Origin of the sequence: Streptomyces sp. NPDC007025, from assembly GCF_042869455.1 — a bacterium.
GTDB lineage: Bacteria > Actinomycetota > Actinomycetes > Streptomycetales > Streptomycetaceae > Streptomyces.
This window is the reverse complement of sequence record NZ_JBIAFT010000007.1, coordinates 216,133-232,551: the sequence shown is the minus strand read 5'-3', so window position 1 is coordinate 232,551 and position 16,419 is coordinate 216,133. Positions and strand designations below refer to the sequence as shown.

Genomic DNA, 16,419 nt, shown 5'->3' with positions numbered 1-16,419 from the left:
TTCGCCGTCTTCCTGTCGGCCCGAAGGCGGCTCGCCGGCGCGCACCACTGTACTTGGGGCACGGGGCACCGGCCCCGCGACCACCTGATCGCCCCGATGACGGCCCTCTCAGCGGTTCTTGTCGAGCGATACCGGTGGCGCGGGCAGCGCGATGGTGGTACACATCACAGCCACCAGCATGCCGCCGAACAGATAGACATAGCTGCCGACTCCGGCGGCGTACAGGAAATCACCCTCCGGCCGGGAGGACGTCGTCAGGAGTACCGCGAGCACCCACCCGGCCGCCGGAGCCGCGGCTCCGACCTTCGTGCGGCACAGCGTGGCACCGCCCCAGAAGAGCCCGGCCGCCGCGGCGAGCGCGAGCAGCAGCCCCAGCGGGAACCAGCCGCCCTGGACGAGGGTGCCGGCCACTCCGGTCAGCAGGCCGAGGAGCACCAGTGCCGCATAGACCGCGATCCGGGGCCCGTACGCGTGCGGGTACACGCTCCGCTCACCGGGCACGCGCGCGCTCACGCCCGCACCTCGGCGAACAGGTCGTCCGCACCGACCGGGGCCGCGTCGCCGCGGTGGGCGCGCTGGAAGAACTCGGTCCCGGTCAGCGGCTGGGCCAGTCCGTTGGAGAGGGCGAAGAAGGCCCCGCGGGAGGTACGGCGCACCGACACCTGGGTCTCGTGTGCCGCCATCGCCGCCGCCTTCGCCTCCGTGTACGCGCCGGCGTACACGGTGACATCGACCTCGGCCGCGCTCTCCACCACCCCTGGCACGTCGTCCGGCTGCGCGAAGCCCGTTCTGCCCTGGAAGCCGGGGAAGGGGAAGACCTCACCGTCCGCGTCGGCCGCGTGCAGCAGCGCGAAGCCCTCCTCCAGGACCGGCCGGGGCACCACGTTCCAGTAGACGCGCTGCACCTGGTGCGGTTCGCCACCCGTGCGCCCGGCTTCCCGCGCCGCGATTTCGACCGCGCGCATGGCGACGCGGTGGGCCTTGATGTGGTCGGGGTGGCCGTAGCCCCCGTCGGGCCCGTAGGTGACGAGCACCTGGGGGCGCACCTCGCGCAGCACGGCCGCGAGCAGCCGCGCGGCCTCGTCCAGGTCGGCCTGCCAGAAGCAGCCGGGGCGGTCGTTGGTGGCCGCTCCCATCATCCCGGAGTCCCGGTAGCGCCCCGGCCCGCCGAGGAACCGGTGGTCGGTGACGCCCAACGCGCGCATGGCGGCGCCGAGTTCCCCGACGCGGTGCGGGCCGAGGGTGTCCTCCTGGTCCGGCGCGAGGTGGGCCAGCCCGTCCGGGACGACCTCGCCCTCCTCGCCCAGGGTGCAGGTGACGAGGGTGACGTGGGCGCCCTCCGCCGCGTACTTGGCCATGGTGGCGCCCGTGGTGATCGACTCGTCGTCGGGGTGGGCGTGCACCAGCAGCAGCCGGCGCTCGGAGGCGGCCGGAGTGCCGGGGGCCGCCCCCGGGGGAAACGCAGCGGTCATGCCCCGAGCCTACGACGGGCACCGCACCCGGAGCGGGTGCGGGCACCGTCCCGGCCCGGCGGCGTCACAGCACCGGCACCGCAGAGGCCGTTCAGGGCGCGTCACTGCCCGGGGTGCTCCCGCGGGGCAGGCGGCCGGGGTGCCGAGGAGGGTCCGGTCAGAATTTCAGCTCCCCGATCATGCCGGCGACGTTGGAGGTCAGATCGTTGATGGTGGGCGCCATCGAGGAACTTGCCAGATAGAAGCCCAACAGCACGCAGATCACCGCGTGTCCGGCTTTGAGCCCGGATTTCCTGACGAGCAGGATGACGATGATCGCCAGCAGCACCACCGCCGAAATCGAGAGTGCCACGGCGGTTCACCTCCAAGTCGCACGGTCGGTTCGGGGGATCTCGGTACGGGTCGCACGGACACGGCAGCACGCCTCCGGCATGGAGGAGCCACCGGCTTCATACCCAGCCCTCACCATGCGCAACGGATCATAATTATCCGGGTGACCGCACGGCTCGGTGCACAGGTGCAGACGAGGGGCGCATATTCAGTTCCAGCCAACTGCACACCACCGGACGATCGTTCCGGGCCGTACCTCCGGAGCGGACCGCGGCCCGGCGCGTGCGCAGTACGGTCGGCCGCATGGCTACGACTTTCCCGCGGCAGCACGCCCGTACCCACAGGTTCACACTCGGGGCTCCGAGGTCCTTCACTGTCGCCCCGGACGGCTCACGAGTCGTCTTCCTTCGCTCCCGTAACGGCTCTGACCTGGCTCACCTGCTCTGGGTGCGGGATGTGGCGAGCGGCGCCGAGCGGATCGCGGCCGACCCCGAAGCACTGCTCGGCGGCGCGGCCGAAGAACTGTCGGCGGAGGAGCGGGCCCGGCGCGAGCGGAGCCGCGAGGGCACCGCGGGCGTCGTGGGATATGCCACCGACACGTCCGTGAACAGCGCCGCTTTCGCTCTTTCGGGTCGGCTCTTCACCGTGGATCTGCTCTCCGGGCAGGCGCGGGAGCTGCCGGTGCCGACGCCGGTGGTCGACCCGCGCCCCTCCCCCGACGGCCGGCACGTGGCCTATGCCACCGGCGGGGCGCTGCGGGTGGTGACGGCGGCGGGCGCGGACGACCGGGCACTGGCCGAGCCCGAGGGCCCGACCGTCACCTGGGGCCTGGCCGAATTCGTCGCCGCCGAGGAGATGTCGCGGACACGCGGCCACTGGTGGGCGCCGGACTCGGACCGGCTGCTGGTCGCGCGGGCCGACGACGCGCCCGTGCGCCGCTGGACCGTCGCCGACCCGGCGAACCCGCACGAGGAGCCGACGCGAATCGCCTACCCCGCGGCCGGGACCGAGAACGCCGAGGTCACGCTGTATCTGGTGGATCTGGACGGGGCCCGGTGCGAGGTGGTCTGGGACCGCGAGCGCCATCCCTACCTGGCCCGGGTGCACTGGTCGTCCGGCGGGCCGCCGCTGCTGCTCGTGCAGAGCAGGGACCAGCGCGAGGCGGCGTGTCTGAGCGTGGACACCGCGACGGGTGCGACGTCCGTCACACTCACCGAGAATGATCCAATCTGGCTGGAACTCTTCGGCGGGGTCCCGGCCTGGGCGCCGGACGGCAGCCTGGTACGGATCACCGACGACACCGGTCGGCCGGACGGAGCGGCCGGCACCTCGTCGGGCGCACGGGTACTCATGGCGGGCGCACGGCGGCTGACCCCTGCCACCCTGCATGTCCGGGCCGTGCTCGACATCGGCGACGAGGACATCCTCTTCTCCGCCTCCGAGGGCGACGGCGCGCCCCGGTCCCGCCCCGGCGACATCGGGGTCTACCGGGTGCCGCTGGCCGGGGGCGAGCCGGTGCGGATCACCGACGGGGACGAGCCGCACGTGGCGTCCGCGGTGCGCGGCGGCGGGACACTGGTGCTCTCGACCGCGAACCTGTCCCGGCCGGGCTCCCGTGCCGTCCTGCTGCGCGGGGACGGCACCGCGCCCGCGGGCGGCGAGCCCGCCGCCGTCGCGTCGTTCGCCGAGGAGCCGGTGCTCACCACCGCGCCGCGTCTGGTGCACACCGGGCAGCGGCGCATCCCGGCCGCCGTCGTCCTGCCCACCGGATACCGGGCGGCGGACGGACCGCTGCCGGTGCTGATGGACCCTTACGGCGGGCCGCACGGGCAGCGGGTGGTGGCCGCGCACAACGCGCATCTGACGGCCCAGTGGTTCGCCGACCAGGGGTTCGCGGTGGTCACGGCCGACGGCCGCGGCACCCCCGGGCACAGCCCCGGCTGGGAGAAGGCCGTCTCGCGCCGGCTGGCCGCCGTCACGCTGGACGACCAGGTGGCGGCGCTGGAGTCGCTGGCCGAGGAGTATCCGCTGGACACCTCCAGGGTCGGCATCCGCGGCTGGTCCTACGGCGGATATCTCGCGGCGCTCGCGGTGCTGCGGCGGCCCGACGTGTTCCACGCCGCGGTCGCCGGTGCCCCGGTGACCGACTGGCGGCTGTACGACACCCACTACACGGAGCGGTACTGCGGCACCCCGCAGGAGGACCCCGAGGTCTACGCCGAGTCGTCGCTGATCACCGACGCGGGACTGGCCGGGGTGGACCGGGACGCCCCGCACCGGCCGATGATGATCATCCACGGGCTGGCCGACGACAACGTCGTGGTCGCGCACGCGCTGCGGCTCTCCTCCGCCCTGCTGGCCGCCGGGCGAGCGCACGAGGTGCTGCCGCTGTCGGGCGTCACGCACATGGCCGGTGGCGCCGAGGTGGCGGAGAACCTGCTGCTGCTCCAGGTGGACTTCCTGAAGCGGTCGCTGGGGACGGGCGGCTGACCCCCGCCGCCCGGCTGCCGCGGGCGGCTCGGGCCGACCGCGGCGGCCCGCTGCGAGGGCCGCGGACCGGGTGGGAAAGCCACGCGGAGGGTTCCGGGGCCCGCCCGGAACCCTCCCTGCCACCGGGCCTGCCGGACTACCGGCCGGCTTCCACAGCGGCGTCCTGCGCACGGGATGCGGTCGTCGGCTCCTCGGGGAAGTGGCAGGCGGTCAGGTGGCCGCCGGTGTTCCCGGGGATCTGGACCAGCGGCGGCTCGTCCGTGGCGCACTTGTCCTGGGCCTTCCAGCAGCGGGTGCGGAAGCGGCAGCCGGAGGGCGGGTTGACGGGCGACGGCACGTCCCCCACCAGCCGGATGCGCTCCCTGGCCTCGCCTCCTGCCGTGTCCCCGTCGTCCCCGCCGTCCTCGTCGTGCAGCACGGCCTCCGGCACCGCCGAGAGCAGCGCGTGTGTGTAGGGGTGGCGGGGCCGGTTGTAGATGGCCTCGCGCTCGCCCACCTCGACGATCTTGCCGAGGTACATCACCGCGACCCGCTCCGAGAAGTGCCGCACGATCGCCAGGTCGTGGGCGATGAAGACGAAGGCGATCCCCAGGTCCCGCTGGACCTGCTGGAGCAGGTTGACGACCTGAGCCTGGATGGAGACGTCCAGCGCCGAGACCGGCTCGTCGGCCACGATCAGCTTCGGCTCCAGGGCCAGGGCGCGGGCGACGCCGATCCGCTGGCGCTGGCCGCCGGAGAACTCGTGCGGGAACCGGTTGTAGTGCTCGGGGTTGAGGCCGACGGTCTCCAGCAGCTCGCGGATGCGCTTCTCCCGGCCGCCGGGCGGGTTGATGCCGTTGACCTCCATGGGCCCGCCGATGATGGAGCCCACGGTGTGCCGCGGGTTCAGCGACGAGTACGGGTCCTGGAAGATCATCTGGATCTCGGAGCGGACCGGTGCCAGCTGCTTGCGCGTCGCGTGGGTGATGTCCTGCCCGGCGTAGCTGAGGGAACCCGCGGTGGGCTCCAGCAGCCGGGTCAGCAGCCGTCCCGTCGTGGACTTGCCGCAGCCCGACTCGCCGACGAGTCCGAAGCTCTCGCCCGCGTGCACGGCGAGGTCGACCCCGGAGACGGCCTGGACCTCGCCCACTTTCCGCTTGAAGGGGAAGCCGCCCATGATCGGGAAGTGCTTGGCCAGGTTCTCGGCCTTCAGCAGCGGCTCGCCCGTGCGCGCGGGCCGCTGCTCCCGCGGTTCGCCCCCGCCCGGCTCGGTCAGGGTGCCGTCATCGCTCATTGGTCTGGGTCTCCCTCTGCCCGGCCTAGCTCAGCCTGGGCTTGATCTGCTCGACGAAGAACGTCCGCTTCTGCTCCGCCGTCAGGTGGCAGGCGGCGCCCCGGCCGTCCGGAAGCTGCGGCCGGTCGGCGGTGCAGGAGGCACCGGCGACCTCGTCCACGAAGTCGCAGCGGGGGTGGAAGGGACAGCCGGGCGGGGGTGCGAGCAGGCTGGGCGGGGTGCCGAGGATCGGTGAGAGCTCCTCGTTCACATCCCCGGTCAGCCGGGGCATCGAGGTGAGCAGGCCCCAGGTGTAGGGGTGCTGCGGCGCCCGCAGCACCTCCGCGACGGAGCCCCGCTCGACGGCCCGGCCGCCGTACATCACCAGGATGTCGTCCGCGACGTTGGCGATGACGCCGAGGTCGTGGGTGATGAAGATGATCGCGGAGCCGAACTCCTGCTGGAGGTCCTTGAGCAGGTCGAGGATCTGCGCCTGCACGGTGACGTCGAGCGCGGTGGTGGGCTCGTCGGCGATCAGCAGGTCCGGGTTGCACACCAGCGCCATGGCGATCATCGCGCGCTGCCGCATACCGCCGGAGAACTGGTGCGGGTAGTCGTTGACCCGCAGCTTCGCGTTCGGGATGCCGACCTTGTCCAGCATCTCGACGGCGCGCAGCTGGGCCTCCCGCTTGGAGCAGCCCGTGTGCTTGCGGTAGGGCTCGGCGATCTGCCGGCCGATCGTGTAGTAGGGCGAGAGGGCGGTGAGCGCGTCCTGGAAGATCATCGCCATCTTGTTGCCGCGCAGCGACTCCAGGGTCTTCTCCCGCGCGCCCGTCAGCTCCTGGCCGTCCAGCATGATCTCGCCGGAGACCGCGGTGGTGCGGGGGTTGTGCAGTCCGAGGATGGACAGGTTGGTGACCGACTTGCCGGAGCCGGACTCACCCACGATGCCGAGGGTGCGACCGCGTTCCACGGCGAAGGAGAGCCCGTCGACTGCCTTGACGGTGCCGTCCTCGGTGTCGAAGTGCACGTACAGATCGCGCACCGAGAGGAAGGCGTCCCCGTCGCCGGCGCCGCGCGGGCCCGGTACGTCGGCTTCCTTGGTCAGGGTGGTCATGTGCCGGTTCTCCTAGGACAGCCGCACGCGCGGGTCGATGAACGCGTAGGCGGCGTCCACGATGATGTTGAAGAGGATGATGAAGGTGGCCGCGAAGAGCATCACGCCCATCACCATGGGCAGGTCGGTGTTCTGCACCGAGTTCACCGCGAGGGTGCCGAGCCCGGGCAGCGAGAACGTCCACTCCGTGATCATCGCGCCGCCGAACAGCGAGCCCATGTCGACGCCGAAGATGGTGACGATGGGGATGAGCGAGCCGCGCCAGGCGTAGCGGAAGAAGACGTACTTCCCCGACATGCCCTTGGCCCGCGCGGCTTTGACGTGGTCCTCCTGCAGCTGCTCGATCATCGAGGAGCGGGACAGACGGGTGTAGTTCGCGGTGAAGATGATCTGGATGACCAGCCAGGGGAGCAGCAGTCCCAGGAACCAGTCGACCGGATCCTGCGTCAGCGGCACGTACTTGGGCTGGTCGAGCAGCTCCAGGTTGTAGACCACCAGCGCGAGCACGAGCGGACCGATGAAGTAGATCTGCATCGAGGAGAGCAGCAGCGACATCGAGCTGAACGCCTTGTCGATGAGCGTGCCCTTCTGCCAGGCGGCGATCATGCCCGCGCCCAGCCCGATGATCAGGAAGACCACGGCCCCGCCGAGGGTCAGGGAGACGGTGGTGGGGAAGCGGTCCAGGAGGGTCTGCCAGACCGGGTCCTGGTTGGCGAAGGAGTAGCCGAAGCACGGTGCCGGGCAGTCCCCGACGTTGAACTGACGGCCGGCGACGATGCCGACCATGAAGTGCCAGTACTGCATGGGGATCGGTTCGTCGATGCCCATGTTCTTGCGGATGACCTCCAGCGCGTCCGGCGTGCAGTTCTTGCCGCAGGCCAGCATCGCCGGGTCCCGTGGGACGGCGTAGAAGAGGAAGAAGGTGACGGCGCTGATGATCAGCAGGATCACCACGGCGCCGAGCGACCGGCGGATGAGGAATCGCAGCATGACGGAACGCAGCTCTCGTGCGACAGCGGAATCGAGACGTGCGGGACAGCGGAGTCCGGGCGAGCGGACTCCGGGCTCCGCCGCCCGGCCCTGCGGGCCGGGCGGCGGACGTGGCGCCCAGCGGGCGCCGGGCGAGTGCTACTTCTTCACGTACAGCGACGTGGGCTGGATGTCGTGCAGCTGCTCGTCGTAGTACATGCCGCCGATGTTGGACCCGGAGAGCTGGACGGCCTTGTAGTAGTGCATCGGCACGGCGGGCACGTCCTCGGTGAGGATCTTGTCCGCGAGCTTCTGCCACTCCTCGGCCGCCTTGTCCGCGTCGGACAGGGACCGGATGCGGTCCATCTCCTTCTCGAACTTCGGGTTCTTGTGGTGCGAGTAGTTGGCGGAGCCGTCCTGCACCTGGCGCCCGTCGAACAGGTTCGGGATGACGGTCGAGGAGCTCGGCCAGTCGGCACCCCACGAGTTGTGGTAGATGTCGTAGCCGTTCTTGACCTTGCCGATCTGGTCGTAGTACGTGTCCTGGATGATGTCCTTCTTCTGGACGTCGAAGCCGGCCTTCTCCAGGTTCTGCGTCGCGGCGACGGCGAAGTCCTGCCACTCGGGGGAGTTCTGGTAGGCGAAGGTGAGCTTCATGCCCTTCTTGCCGGACTCCTTGAGCAGCTTGGCCGCCTTCTTGACGTCGCCCTGCGGGTTCTTGAGCTTGTCGAAGGGGTCGGTCTTCTTGTGGCCCACCAGGGTCGGGCTGATGTAGTTGCCCGCCATCTCGCCGCCGCCGGCGCCGCCGAAGGCCGAGACGATCGACTGGTTGGGGATCGCGTAGGCGATGGCCTGCCGGACCTTCTTGTTCTTGATCCGGTCCATGTTGATGTTCAGGTAGCTCACGTAGGACTGGTAGCCGGAGACCGAGCGCTTCTTGATCTCCGGGTCGGTGCGCACCTTCTGCAGGCTGGAGGCGTCGACCTGGTTGGTGAAGCTGGTGGCGGTCCGGTTCTCACCGGCGTCCGACATCAGCCGCTTGGTGGAGTCCTCGAAGGAGACACCGAACTGGATGTTGAACGCGTCCGGGTACTGGTGCCGCGCGGGGTCCGTCTTGGGGTCCCACTCCTTGTTGCGGACCAGCTTCATGCTCTTGCCGGACTTGAACGACGCGATCTTGTACGGGCCGCTGCACAGCGGCTTCTTGTCGTACTTCTCCTTGGTGTCCTTCTCCTCGGACACCGCCGCGTAGCCCGCCATGGCCAGCGCGTAGGGCAGCTCGGCCTGCGGCTTCTTGAAGTGGAAGATGATCGTCTTGTCGTCCGGGGTCTCCAGGACGTCATCGGGCAGGTGCTTGCCCTTGTAGGGGCCGTCCTTGAGCATGTCGCGGTACTTAGCGCCGCCGGTGTCGGCCAGCCACTGCTGGATGAAGGTCGGCCCCTCGCTGATGAAGGGGGCGAACGTCCGCTCGATGGTGTGCCGGATGTCCTTCGAGGTGATGGCCGAGCCGTCCTCGAACTTGACCCCGTCCTTGAGCTTGTAGGTCCAGGTCTTGCCGCCGTCGGACTTCTGGCCGCTGTCGGTGGCCAGGTCGCCCACGACCGCGTACTCGTCGCCGCTGACCCGCTTGTAGGTGGTCAGACCGCGGTGGATCAGCGTGGCGAGGGCGCCCTCGTCGCTGACGTAGATCTGCGCGGGGTCGAGGTGGGCGTAGCTGTCGCGCTGCAGCACCTTGATGGTGCCGCCCTTTCGGCCGCCGTCGACCTCCTTCGCCGGGCCCTTGGAACCGGCCGCGTCCGCGAAGGTGTAGGAGACGTCCGAGCCCTGCTGCTTGGCCTTCTCGTCCTTGTCCTTGCTGTCGCCCCCGCCGCCGCTGCTGCAGCCGGTGAGGAACAGCGCCCCGGCGGCGAGCGCCGCGAGGGAGGCACGCGCCGTGCGTATGCTCACTCTGCTCATGGTGGTGTCTGCACCTGCCTGTCGGTTGTCCGTCGCTGCCTGACTGATGCCGTACGGGGTGGCAGCACCCCCCACCACTCGGTCGCGCCTGGCCCTCATCGGCCGGACTTCGGGTCGAACGCGTCCCTGACCGAGTCTCCGAGCAGGTTGAATGCGAGGATGAAGATCACCATCGCGCCGCCCGGGAAGAACATGTAGGTGATGTCGCTCTGGTAGATCTCGGCGCCCGTCGCGAACATCCGGCCCCAGTCCGGGGTGGGTTCCTGCAGGCCGACGCCGAGGAAGGAGAGTCCCGCGATGGCGGTCACGCTGTTCGGCAGCATGTAGGTGGCCTGCACCAGGATCGGCGTGACGAGGTTCGGCAGCAGCTCCTTGCGGACGATGCGGCCGGGCGGGGTCCCGGCGACCCTCGCGGCCTCGATGAACTCCCGCTCCCGCAGGGACAGCGTCTGACCGCGCAGCAGCCGCGCCAGTGTCATCCAGCCCAGCAGCCACATCACGTAGATCAGCACGCAGGCGCGCAGCCAGGTGGGCATCTCGTCCCGGGGGTCCACCAGCAGCGCCGCCACGACCGGGGTGAAGGCCACGAAGAAGAGCTGGTTGGGGAAGGACATCATCAGGTCGGTGAACCGGCCGAGGAAGTAGTCGACCTTGCCGCCGAAGTAGCCGCCCACGACCCCGATCACGATGGCGGTGACCACCGACAGCAGGGTGATGATGACCGCGAGCGAGAGCGAGGTGCGGATCCCGTAGAGGAGCTGGGTGAAGACGTCCCGGCCCAGCCCCGGCTCCAGGCCGAACCAGAACTCGCCGTCCATGCCGCCGTTGGGCTTGACCGGGTAGAAGTTCTCGTTCAGCAGATCGGGCCGCAACTGCCCGTAGCGGGTGTAGGGATTCTTGCCGTACAGCTTGGCGATCACCGGTGCCAGAGCCGCGATCAGGAAGAAGGCGAGCACGATGCACGCCGAGATCACGCCCGTGCGGTCGCGCTTGAAGCGCGTCCACATGAGCCGGCCGGGGGACCGGCCCGCGAGTTCGTCCTTCTTGGCAACTCGCGTAGAACTCAGACCGGCGTCCTCGGGGCCAGGGGTGTCGGCCCCGGCTGCCGCAGCCTGGGAAGTACTCGTCATCGCGTGTGTGCTCCCGCGCTCAAATCTCGCCGAAACCCGAATCGTTGGGCGTGATGCGGGTGGGTTGAGCCGGACTTTGGCAAGTCGGTTACGTGCCAGTCAAGGGGTGTTGGGCAGGCTCGATGCTGTCCACCGCTTTCTTGAGCGAACGTTGCGCAGATCGAGGTGGCAACGTGCTTGACATCACATCGCGCCACCGGGCAAAGCAGTCCAGGCCGCCAGGAATCGCCTTAACGGTTCCGCAACACGGCCGTCTTCTCACCGATATCCGAAGCAGCCGCCCTGAAGTGCGTACGGAATCCAACTCCCCCGAATGGATGATCACTTGGAGTTCCCGCGCGCGAGCGGTGCACATCGTGCGAAGATGGAGAGGCGGTCGGAGTGCCGTGCGGCGCGGCGCCAGGGGGAGCTTGTAGCCGGACGGCGATCACGGGTAGACACGGACGGATCCGGGGACATCGCGACACCGCACACACGGGGGGCCGAGCCATGGGCCAGGACAGGACACTCTCGCGCGGGGCGCGCGCCTTCGGGGCCCTGCTGACGGCCGCGCTCGCGCTGATCAGTCTCGGCTGGATCGCCCGGGACTTCACCGAGGCCCACCAGGTCGTCGACGTCTGGTGGAACTGGGCCGGGCTCCCCGCCCGTGCCGAGGACGGCGTGTGGGTCACCTCGTTCCTCGAACCGACGCTCGTGCTGCTGTACTCCGTCGCCGCCGTGACCGCGTTCCGGTCCTCCTCGTCCGCGGCGATACTCACCTGCACCGGACTGCTGACCGTGGCCGTGCGGGTGCCGGGCCTGTGGTACCTCAACGCCGACTGGATGCAGGGCGTCCCGGACCGGCTGCTGAGCAAGGTGCTCTTCAGCACCATCGCCGCGGTCGTCATCGGGGCCGTCCTGGTCGTCACGGCGACAGCGGGCCGCCGCCCCGCCCACGGCGGCTTCGACGGGTACGGCCCCGGAACGTACGGCCTCGACGGGCGGGACGAACCCGATCCCGCCGACGGTCCCCCGGCGGGGCCCACCCGGAGCGGAGCCGTCGCCGCCTTCCTGCTGCTGGGCACCTGCGGTGTGGTGCTCGCCGCGTGGGAGATACGCACCTGGCAGCAGTACGGCTGGGAGCGCTACGCGCACACGCTCACCGGCGAGCGCGGGATCGTCCGGCTGCTGGACGCACCGACCGGCTGGACGCTGTGGGCCGTCGTCGTGCTCAGCCTGGTGACGGCGACGGCGGCCCTCGGCGGTGCGCCCTTCTCCCGCCCGCTCGGCCTGATCTCCGCCGCCCCGCTGCTCGCCCTCGGGGTCTTCGGGACGGCCTTCAGCCTCAAGCTGGACTTCTTCCGGCACCTCGACGACCTCGGTATCGAGAGTCGGCTCCACGTGCTGACGAACGTGTTCGAGACGGCCGCCGGGCTCGCCGTGCTGCTGGCCCTCACCAAGGGCACGGTCCGCGACTCCCCCGCAGCCGCCGCCACCCCGGACCGGCACCTGACCACTTCCTGACCGGACCGGGAACCGCCCCCTCCGCGCGGCGGCGACGGCACCGCCGCCCGGCCGGCCGCGCACCGGAAGCGGCCGTCCGGAGCGCGCGTGCGCTCAGCGGTTCGACGGCGGGATCACCGCGGTGCGCTCGGCCGCGAAGTGGCACGCGGACGGGTGGTGCACGGGCTGGCCGGGCAGGGTGTCGGCGAAGTTCTCCGGCAGTGCCAGCGCCGGTTCCTCGACGGCGCAGCGCTCCTGGGCCTTCCAGCAGCGGGTGCGGAAGTGGCATCCGGAGGGCGGGTTGGCCGGTGAGGGCACGTCGCCCTCCAGCACGATCCGCTCGCGGGCGTCCTCCGTCTCCGGGTCGGGCACCGGCACGGCCGACAGCAGTGCCTGGGTGTAGGGGTGGGTGGGGTGCTCGTAGATCTCGGTCTCGGTGCCGATCTCCACGATCTTGCCGAGGTACATCACGCCGACGCGGTCGGAGATGTGCCGGACGATGGACAGGTCGTGCGCGATGAACATGTAGGAGAGCCCGAACTCCTGCTGGAGCTGCTCCATCAGGTTGACCACCTGCGCCTGCACCGACACATCCAGCGCCGAGACCGGCTCGTCGGCAACGATGATCTCCGGACGCAGCGCCAGCCCCCGCGCGATCCCGATCCGCTGCCGCTGACCACCACTGAACTGATGCGGATACCGGTTGATGTACTCGGGATTCAACCCGACCACATCCAACAGCTCCTGCACCCGCCGCCCCCGGTCCCCCTTCGGCGCCACCTCGGGATGGATGTCGAACGGCTCCCCGACGATGTCCCCCACCGTCATCCGCGGATTCAACGACGTGTACGGATCCTGGAACACCATCTGAATGTTCCGCCGCACCGCCTTCAAAGCCCGCCCCGACAGCTTCGAGATGTCCTCACCCTTGTACCGGATCGTCCCCGAGGTGGGCTGTTCGAGATGGGTGATCAGCTTCGCCACCGTGGACTTGCCGCAGCCCGACTCCCCCACGATGCCCAGCGTCTCGCCCTTGTGCAGATCGAAGGAGACGCCGTCGACGGCCTTGACCGCACCGATCTGCCGCTTGAAGAGGATGCCCTGCGTCAGCGGGAAGTGCTTGGCCAGATCCCGCACCTCCAGGATCGGCTCGCCCGCCGGGTCTCCGGTGCCCTGGTGGGGTCCCGTCGCCGGATTCCGCGCCTCCCGGGACGAGCCGTGCCCCGAGCGGTCAGCGTCCATCGAACATCTCCCTCCAGAAGTGGCAGGCGCTGTGCCGCTGTGCCGACACCTCGTACAGCGGGGGCTCGTCCGTGCGGCAGACCGCGCGTGCCATCGGGCAGCGCGGGTTGTAGGCGCAGCCGGGCGGGATGTCCAGCAGGCTGGGCGGCATCCCGCGGATGACGTTGAGCTGCTGCCCCTTCTGGTCCAGGCGCGGGATGGAGTCGAGCAGGCCCTTGGTGTAGGGGTGCGCGGGCGCCTGGTAGAGCTCCTTGACCGGCGCCGTCTCCACGATCCGGCCGGCGTACATCACCGCGATCTTGTCGGCCACGTCCGCCACCACGCCCAGGTCGTGGGTGATCAGGATGAGTCCCATCGTGAACTCCCGCTGGAGTTCCGCCAGCAGCTCCATCACCTGGGCCTGCACCGTGACGTCCAGCGCCGTCGTCGGCTCGTCCGCGATGATCAGATCCGGCTCCAGCGCCAGCGCCATCGCGATCATGATCCGCTGCCGCATACCCCCGCTGAACTGATGCGGGAAGTCCCCGACCCGCTGCCGCGCCGCCGGGATGCGGACCCGCTCCATCAGCTCGACGGCCCGCGCTCTGGACTCCTTGCGGCCCAGGCCCTGGTGGACGCGGAACATCTCGGCCAGTTGGAAACCCACGGTCAGCACCGGGTTCAGCGACGAGAGCGCGTCCTGGAAGATCATCGCCATCTTCGAGCCGCGGATCCGCCGCCGCTCCTCCTCGGGCAGGCTCAGCAGGTCCCGCCCCTGGAAGCGGATCTCGCCCCCGGTGATCCGGCCCGGCGGCATGTCGAGGATGCCCATGACCGCCTGCGCGGTCACCGACTTGCCCGAACCGGACTCGCCCAGCACCGCCAGCGTCTCACCGGCCTCGACGGTGTAGCTCACGCCGTTGACGGCCCGCGCCACCCCGTCCCGGGTGCGGAACTCGACGAACAGGTCGCGGACTTCGAGCAGACTCACCGCACTCACCTCAGCTTCGGGTCGAGGGCGTCGCGGACGGCGTCGCCGAGCATGATGAAGGCCAGCACGGTGAGGCTGAGCGCGGCGGCCGGGTACAGCAGGATGTGCGGCGCGTTGCGGAACTGCATGCCCTGGGAGGCCGCGGAGATGTCCGCCCCCCAGGAGACCGTGGGCGGCTGGAGCCCGACGCCGAGGTAGCTGAGCGTGGCCTCCAGCGAGATGTAGGTGCCCAGCGCGATGGTCGCGGTCACGATGACCGGCGCGACGGCGTTGGGCAGGATGTGCCGCACCATCATCCGGGCGTTGCTCGCGCCCAGCGCCCGGGCGGCCTGTACGTAGTCGTTCTGCTTGACGGTGATGACCGAGCCGCGCGCGATCCGGGCGACCTGCGGCCAGCCGAGCAGCACGATGAAGGTGACCACCGTCCACACGGACCGGCTGCCGGTCATCGAGAGGAAGACCAGGCCGCCCAGGACGATGGGGATACCGAAGAAGATGTCGGTGAGGCGGGAGAGCAGCGCGTCCCACACCCCGCCGAAGAACCCGGCGAGTCCGCCCAGCAGGCTGCCCAGCACCGCCACTCCGGCGGTGGCGCAGACACCGACCGTCACGGAGGTGCGGGCGCCGTAGACGACCCTGGTGTAGACGTCGCAGCCCTGGGTGTCGAACCCGAACCAGTGCCCGGCCGAGGACGGGTCCAGCGAGCGGCCGAGCCGGCAGGAGAGCGGATCCCGGGTGGCGATCAGCCCCGGCCACAGCGAGATCAGCACGAGAAAGGCGATGATCAGTCCGGCGATCACGAACACCGGGTTGCGCCGCAGCTCGTGCCAGGCGTCGGACCACATGCTCCGCCCCCGCGCGGGCCGTCCGCGCCCGGACGGGGGCTTGCCCCGGAGTCCGCCTCCCCCTTCCTCGGCCAGCTCCTCCATGGCCCCGCCGGGCCCCTCGATGGCCGGCGTCCCGGTCATGCGCTCCCCTCTCTTCCCGCGGCCGTACCGTCGACTGCCGCGGGTGCCATGGCGCGGGCCGGGCCGTCCCCGGCGGTGTCGGAGGCGTCTGCCCTGCCAAGGCGGGGCGGGTCAGGCATAGCGGATCCTCGGGTCAAGCACCGCGTACAGGAGGTCGACGAGCAGGTTCGCGAGGAGGAAGACGATGACGAGGACGGTCACGAAGCCGACGACGGTGGGCGAGTTCTGCCGGACGATGCCCTGCCACAGCTGGAAGCCGACTCCGTGGATGTTGAAGATCCGCTCGGTGACCAGCGCCCCGGCCATCAGGTTGCCGACGTCCGTACCGAGGAAGGTGACGACGGGGATCAGCGAGTTGCGCAGCAGATGCCGCACGGTCACCCGGCGCCGGGAGAGCCCCTTGGCCACGGCGGTGCGCACATAGTCGGCGCGGGCGTTCTCCGCGATCGAGGTCCGGGTGAGCCGGGTGACGTAGGCCAGTGAGACGAGAGCGAGGACCAGCGCGGGCAGCAGCAGTTCGCGGGCCGGCGCCGCGGGCGAGACGGCCGGGGAGATCCAGCCCCACTTCACGCCGAGCAGGTACTGCGCGAGGCTGCCGGTCACGAACGTGGGGACGGAGATGACGACGAGGGTCAGCATCAGCACCCCGCTGTCGATGGGCCGCCCGCGGCGGAGCCCGGTCAGCACTCCCAGGGTGATGCCGACGAGGATCTCGAAGACGATCGCGAGCACCGCGAGCCGGATCGTGATGGGGAAGGCCGTCGCCATCAGTTCGGTCACCGGCTGGCCGTTGAAGGCGTTTCCGAAGTCACCGGTGAAGATGTTGCCCATGTAGAGCACGTACTGCTGCCAGATGGGCTTGTCGAGGTTGAACTCCTCGCGCAGTTGCTCGGCCGTGGCCGGGTCGGGGGCCCGTTCCCCGAACATCGCGTTGACCGGGTCCCCGACGGCGTACACCATCACGAAGATGAGAAAGGTCGTCCCGATGAACACCGGGATCATCTGGAGCAGTCGTCTGACGACGTAGCGCCCCACGGCGGC

14 protein-coding genes are annotated in these 16,419 nt (G+C 70.1%); 2 read left to right on the top strand and 12 right to left on the bottom strand.

The genetic code is table 11. From position 1 onward, the window contains the following. Nucleotides 1-108 precede the first annotated feature (108 nt). The 3 genes from ACFYMO_RS15995 to ACFYMO_RS15985 all read right to left on the bottom strand — a co-directional run bounded on the left by ACFYMO_RS15995 (nt 109) and on the right by ACFYMO_RS15985 (nt 1,824). Nucleotides 109-513 carry a DUF6113 family protein gene (locus tag ACFYMO_RS15995; protein ID WP_366773897.1) on the bottom strand — a complete coding sequence of 135 codons (405 nt, stop codon included), beginning with the start codon at nt 511-513 and terminating at the stop codon, nt 109-111. Continuing rightward, on the bottom strand, nt 510-1,472 hold the full coding sequence (mshB, locus tag ACFYMO_RS15990; protein ID WP_388546857.1) for an N-acetyl-1-D-myo-inositol-2-amino-2-deoxy-alpha-D-glucopyranoside deacetylase: 963 nt from the start codon (nt 1,470-1,472) through the stop codon (nt 510-512). The genes ACFYMO_RS15995 and mshB overlap by 4 nt, the downstream gene beginning before the upstream one ends. A 157-nt stretch (nt 1,473-1,629) precedes the next feature. Continuing rightward, entirely contained in the window at nt 1,630-1,824 is a 195-nt protein-coding gene (locus ACFYMO_RS15985; RefSeq protein WP_019354445.1) for a hypothetical protein, read from the bottom strand. A gap of 281 nt (nt 1,825-2,105) precedes the next feature. On the opposite strand from ACFYMO_RS15985, the gene ACFYMO_RS15980 reads away from it, so the two are divergent. Further along, nucleotides 2,106-4,292, top strand: a complete 2,187-nt coding sequence (locus ACFYMO_RS15980; RefSeq protein ID WP_366773895.1) for a prolyl oligopeptidase family serine peptidase — start codon at nt 2,106-2,108, stop codon at nt 4,290-4,292. Between the two features lie 136 nt (nt 4,293-4,428). Here the strand turns inward: ACFYMO_RS15980 and ACFYMO_RS15975 are convergent, their stop codons facing one another. The 5 genes from ACFYMO_RS15975 to ACFYMO_RS15955 form a co-directional block, all read right to left on the bottom strand. Further along, a complete protein-coding gene (locus tag ACFYMO_RS15975) occupies nt 4,429-5,565 on the bottom strand; it encodes an ABC transporter ATP-binding protein (protein ID WP_388546854.1) in 1,137 nt (378 codons plus the stop codon). 25 nt (nt 5,566-5,590) lie between these two features. Beyond that, nucleotides 5,591-6,661, bottom strand: a complete 1,071-nt coding sequence (locus tag ACFYMO_RS15970) for an ABC transporter ATP-binding protein (protein ID WP_019354448.1) — start codon at nt 6,659-6,661, stop codon at nt 5,591-5,593. Nucleotides 6,662-6,673: 12 nt separating this feature from the next. Continuing rightward, a complete protein-coding gene (locus ACFYMO_RS15965) occupies nt 6,674-7,651 on the bottom strand; it encodes an ABC transporter permease (protein WP_366773893.1) in 978 nt (325 codons plus the stop codon). 138 nt (nt 7,652-7,789) lie between these two features. Next, on the bottom strand, nt 7,790-9,586 hold the full coding sequence (locus ACFYMO_RS15960) for an ABC transporter substrate-binding protein (protein ID WP_366773892.1): 1,797 nt from the start codon (nt 9,584-9,586) through the stop codon (nt 7,790-7,792). Nucleotides 9,587-9,681: 95 nt separating this feature from the next. Beyond that, the gene (locus ACFYMO_RS15955; protein ID WP_366773891.1) at nt 9,682-10,716 is read right to left on the bottom strand and encodes an ABC transporter permease; all 1,035 of its coding nucleotides are present in this window, start codon (nt 10,714-10,716) and stop codon (nt 9,682-9,684) included. Nucleotides 10,717-11,205: 489 nt separating this feature from the next. On the opposite strand from ACFYMO_RS15955, the gene ACFYMO_RS15950 reads away from it, so the two are divergent. Continuing rightward, a complete protein-coding gene (locus tag ACFYMO_RS15950) occupies nt 11,206-12,219 on the top strand; it encodes a hypothetical protein (protein WP_388546848.1) in 1,014 nt (337 codons plus the stop codon). A 93-nt stretch (nt 12,220-12,312) separates the two neighbouring features. Here the strand turns inward: ACFYMO_RS15950 and ACFYMO_RS15945 are convergent, their stop codons facing one another. The 4 genes from ACFYMO_RS15945 to ACFYMO_RS15930 form a co-directional block, all read right to left on the bottom strand. Beyond that, a complete protein-coding gene (locus tag ACFYMO_RS15945) occupies nt 12,313-13,440 on the bottom strand; it encodes an ABC transporter ATP-binding protein (protein WP_388546845.1) in 1,128 nt (375 codons plus the stop codon). Next, entirely contained in the window at nt 13,430-14,410 is a 981-nt protein-coding gene (locus ACFYMO_RS15940; RefSeq protein WP_366774963.1) for an ABC transporter ATP-binding protein, read from the bottom strand. The genes ACFYMO_RS15945 and ACFYMO_RS15940 overlap by 11 nt, the downstream gene beginning before the upstream one ends. 5 nt (nt 14,411-14,415) lie before the next feature. After that, nucleotides 14,416-15,378: an ABC transporter permease gene (locus ACFYMO_RS15935; RefSeq protein ID WP_388546841.1), complete on the bottom strand. Its 963-nt coding sequence runs from the start codon at nt 15,376-15,378 to the stop codon at nt 14,416-14,418. 111 nt (nt 15,379-15,489) lie between these two features. Further along, the gene (locus tag ACFYMO_RS15930) at nt 15,490-16,413 is read right to left on the bottom strand and encodes an ABC transporter permease (protein WP_366774964.1); all 924 of its coding nucleotides are present in this window, start codon (nt 16,411-16,413) and stop codon (nt 15,490-15,492) included. Between the last annotated feature and the right edge of the window lie 6 nt (nt 16,414-16,419).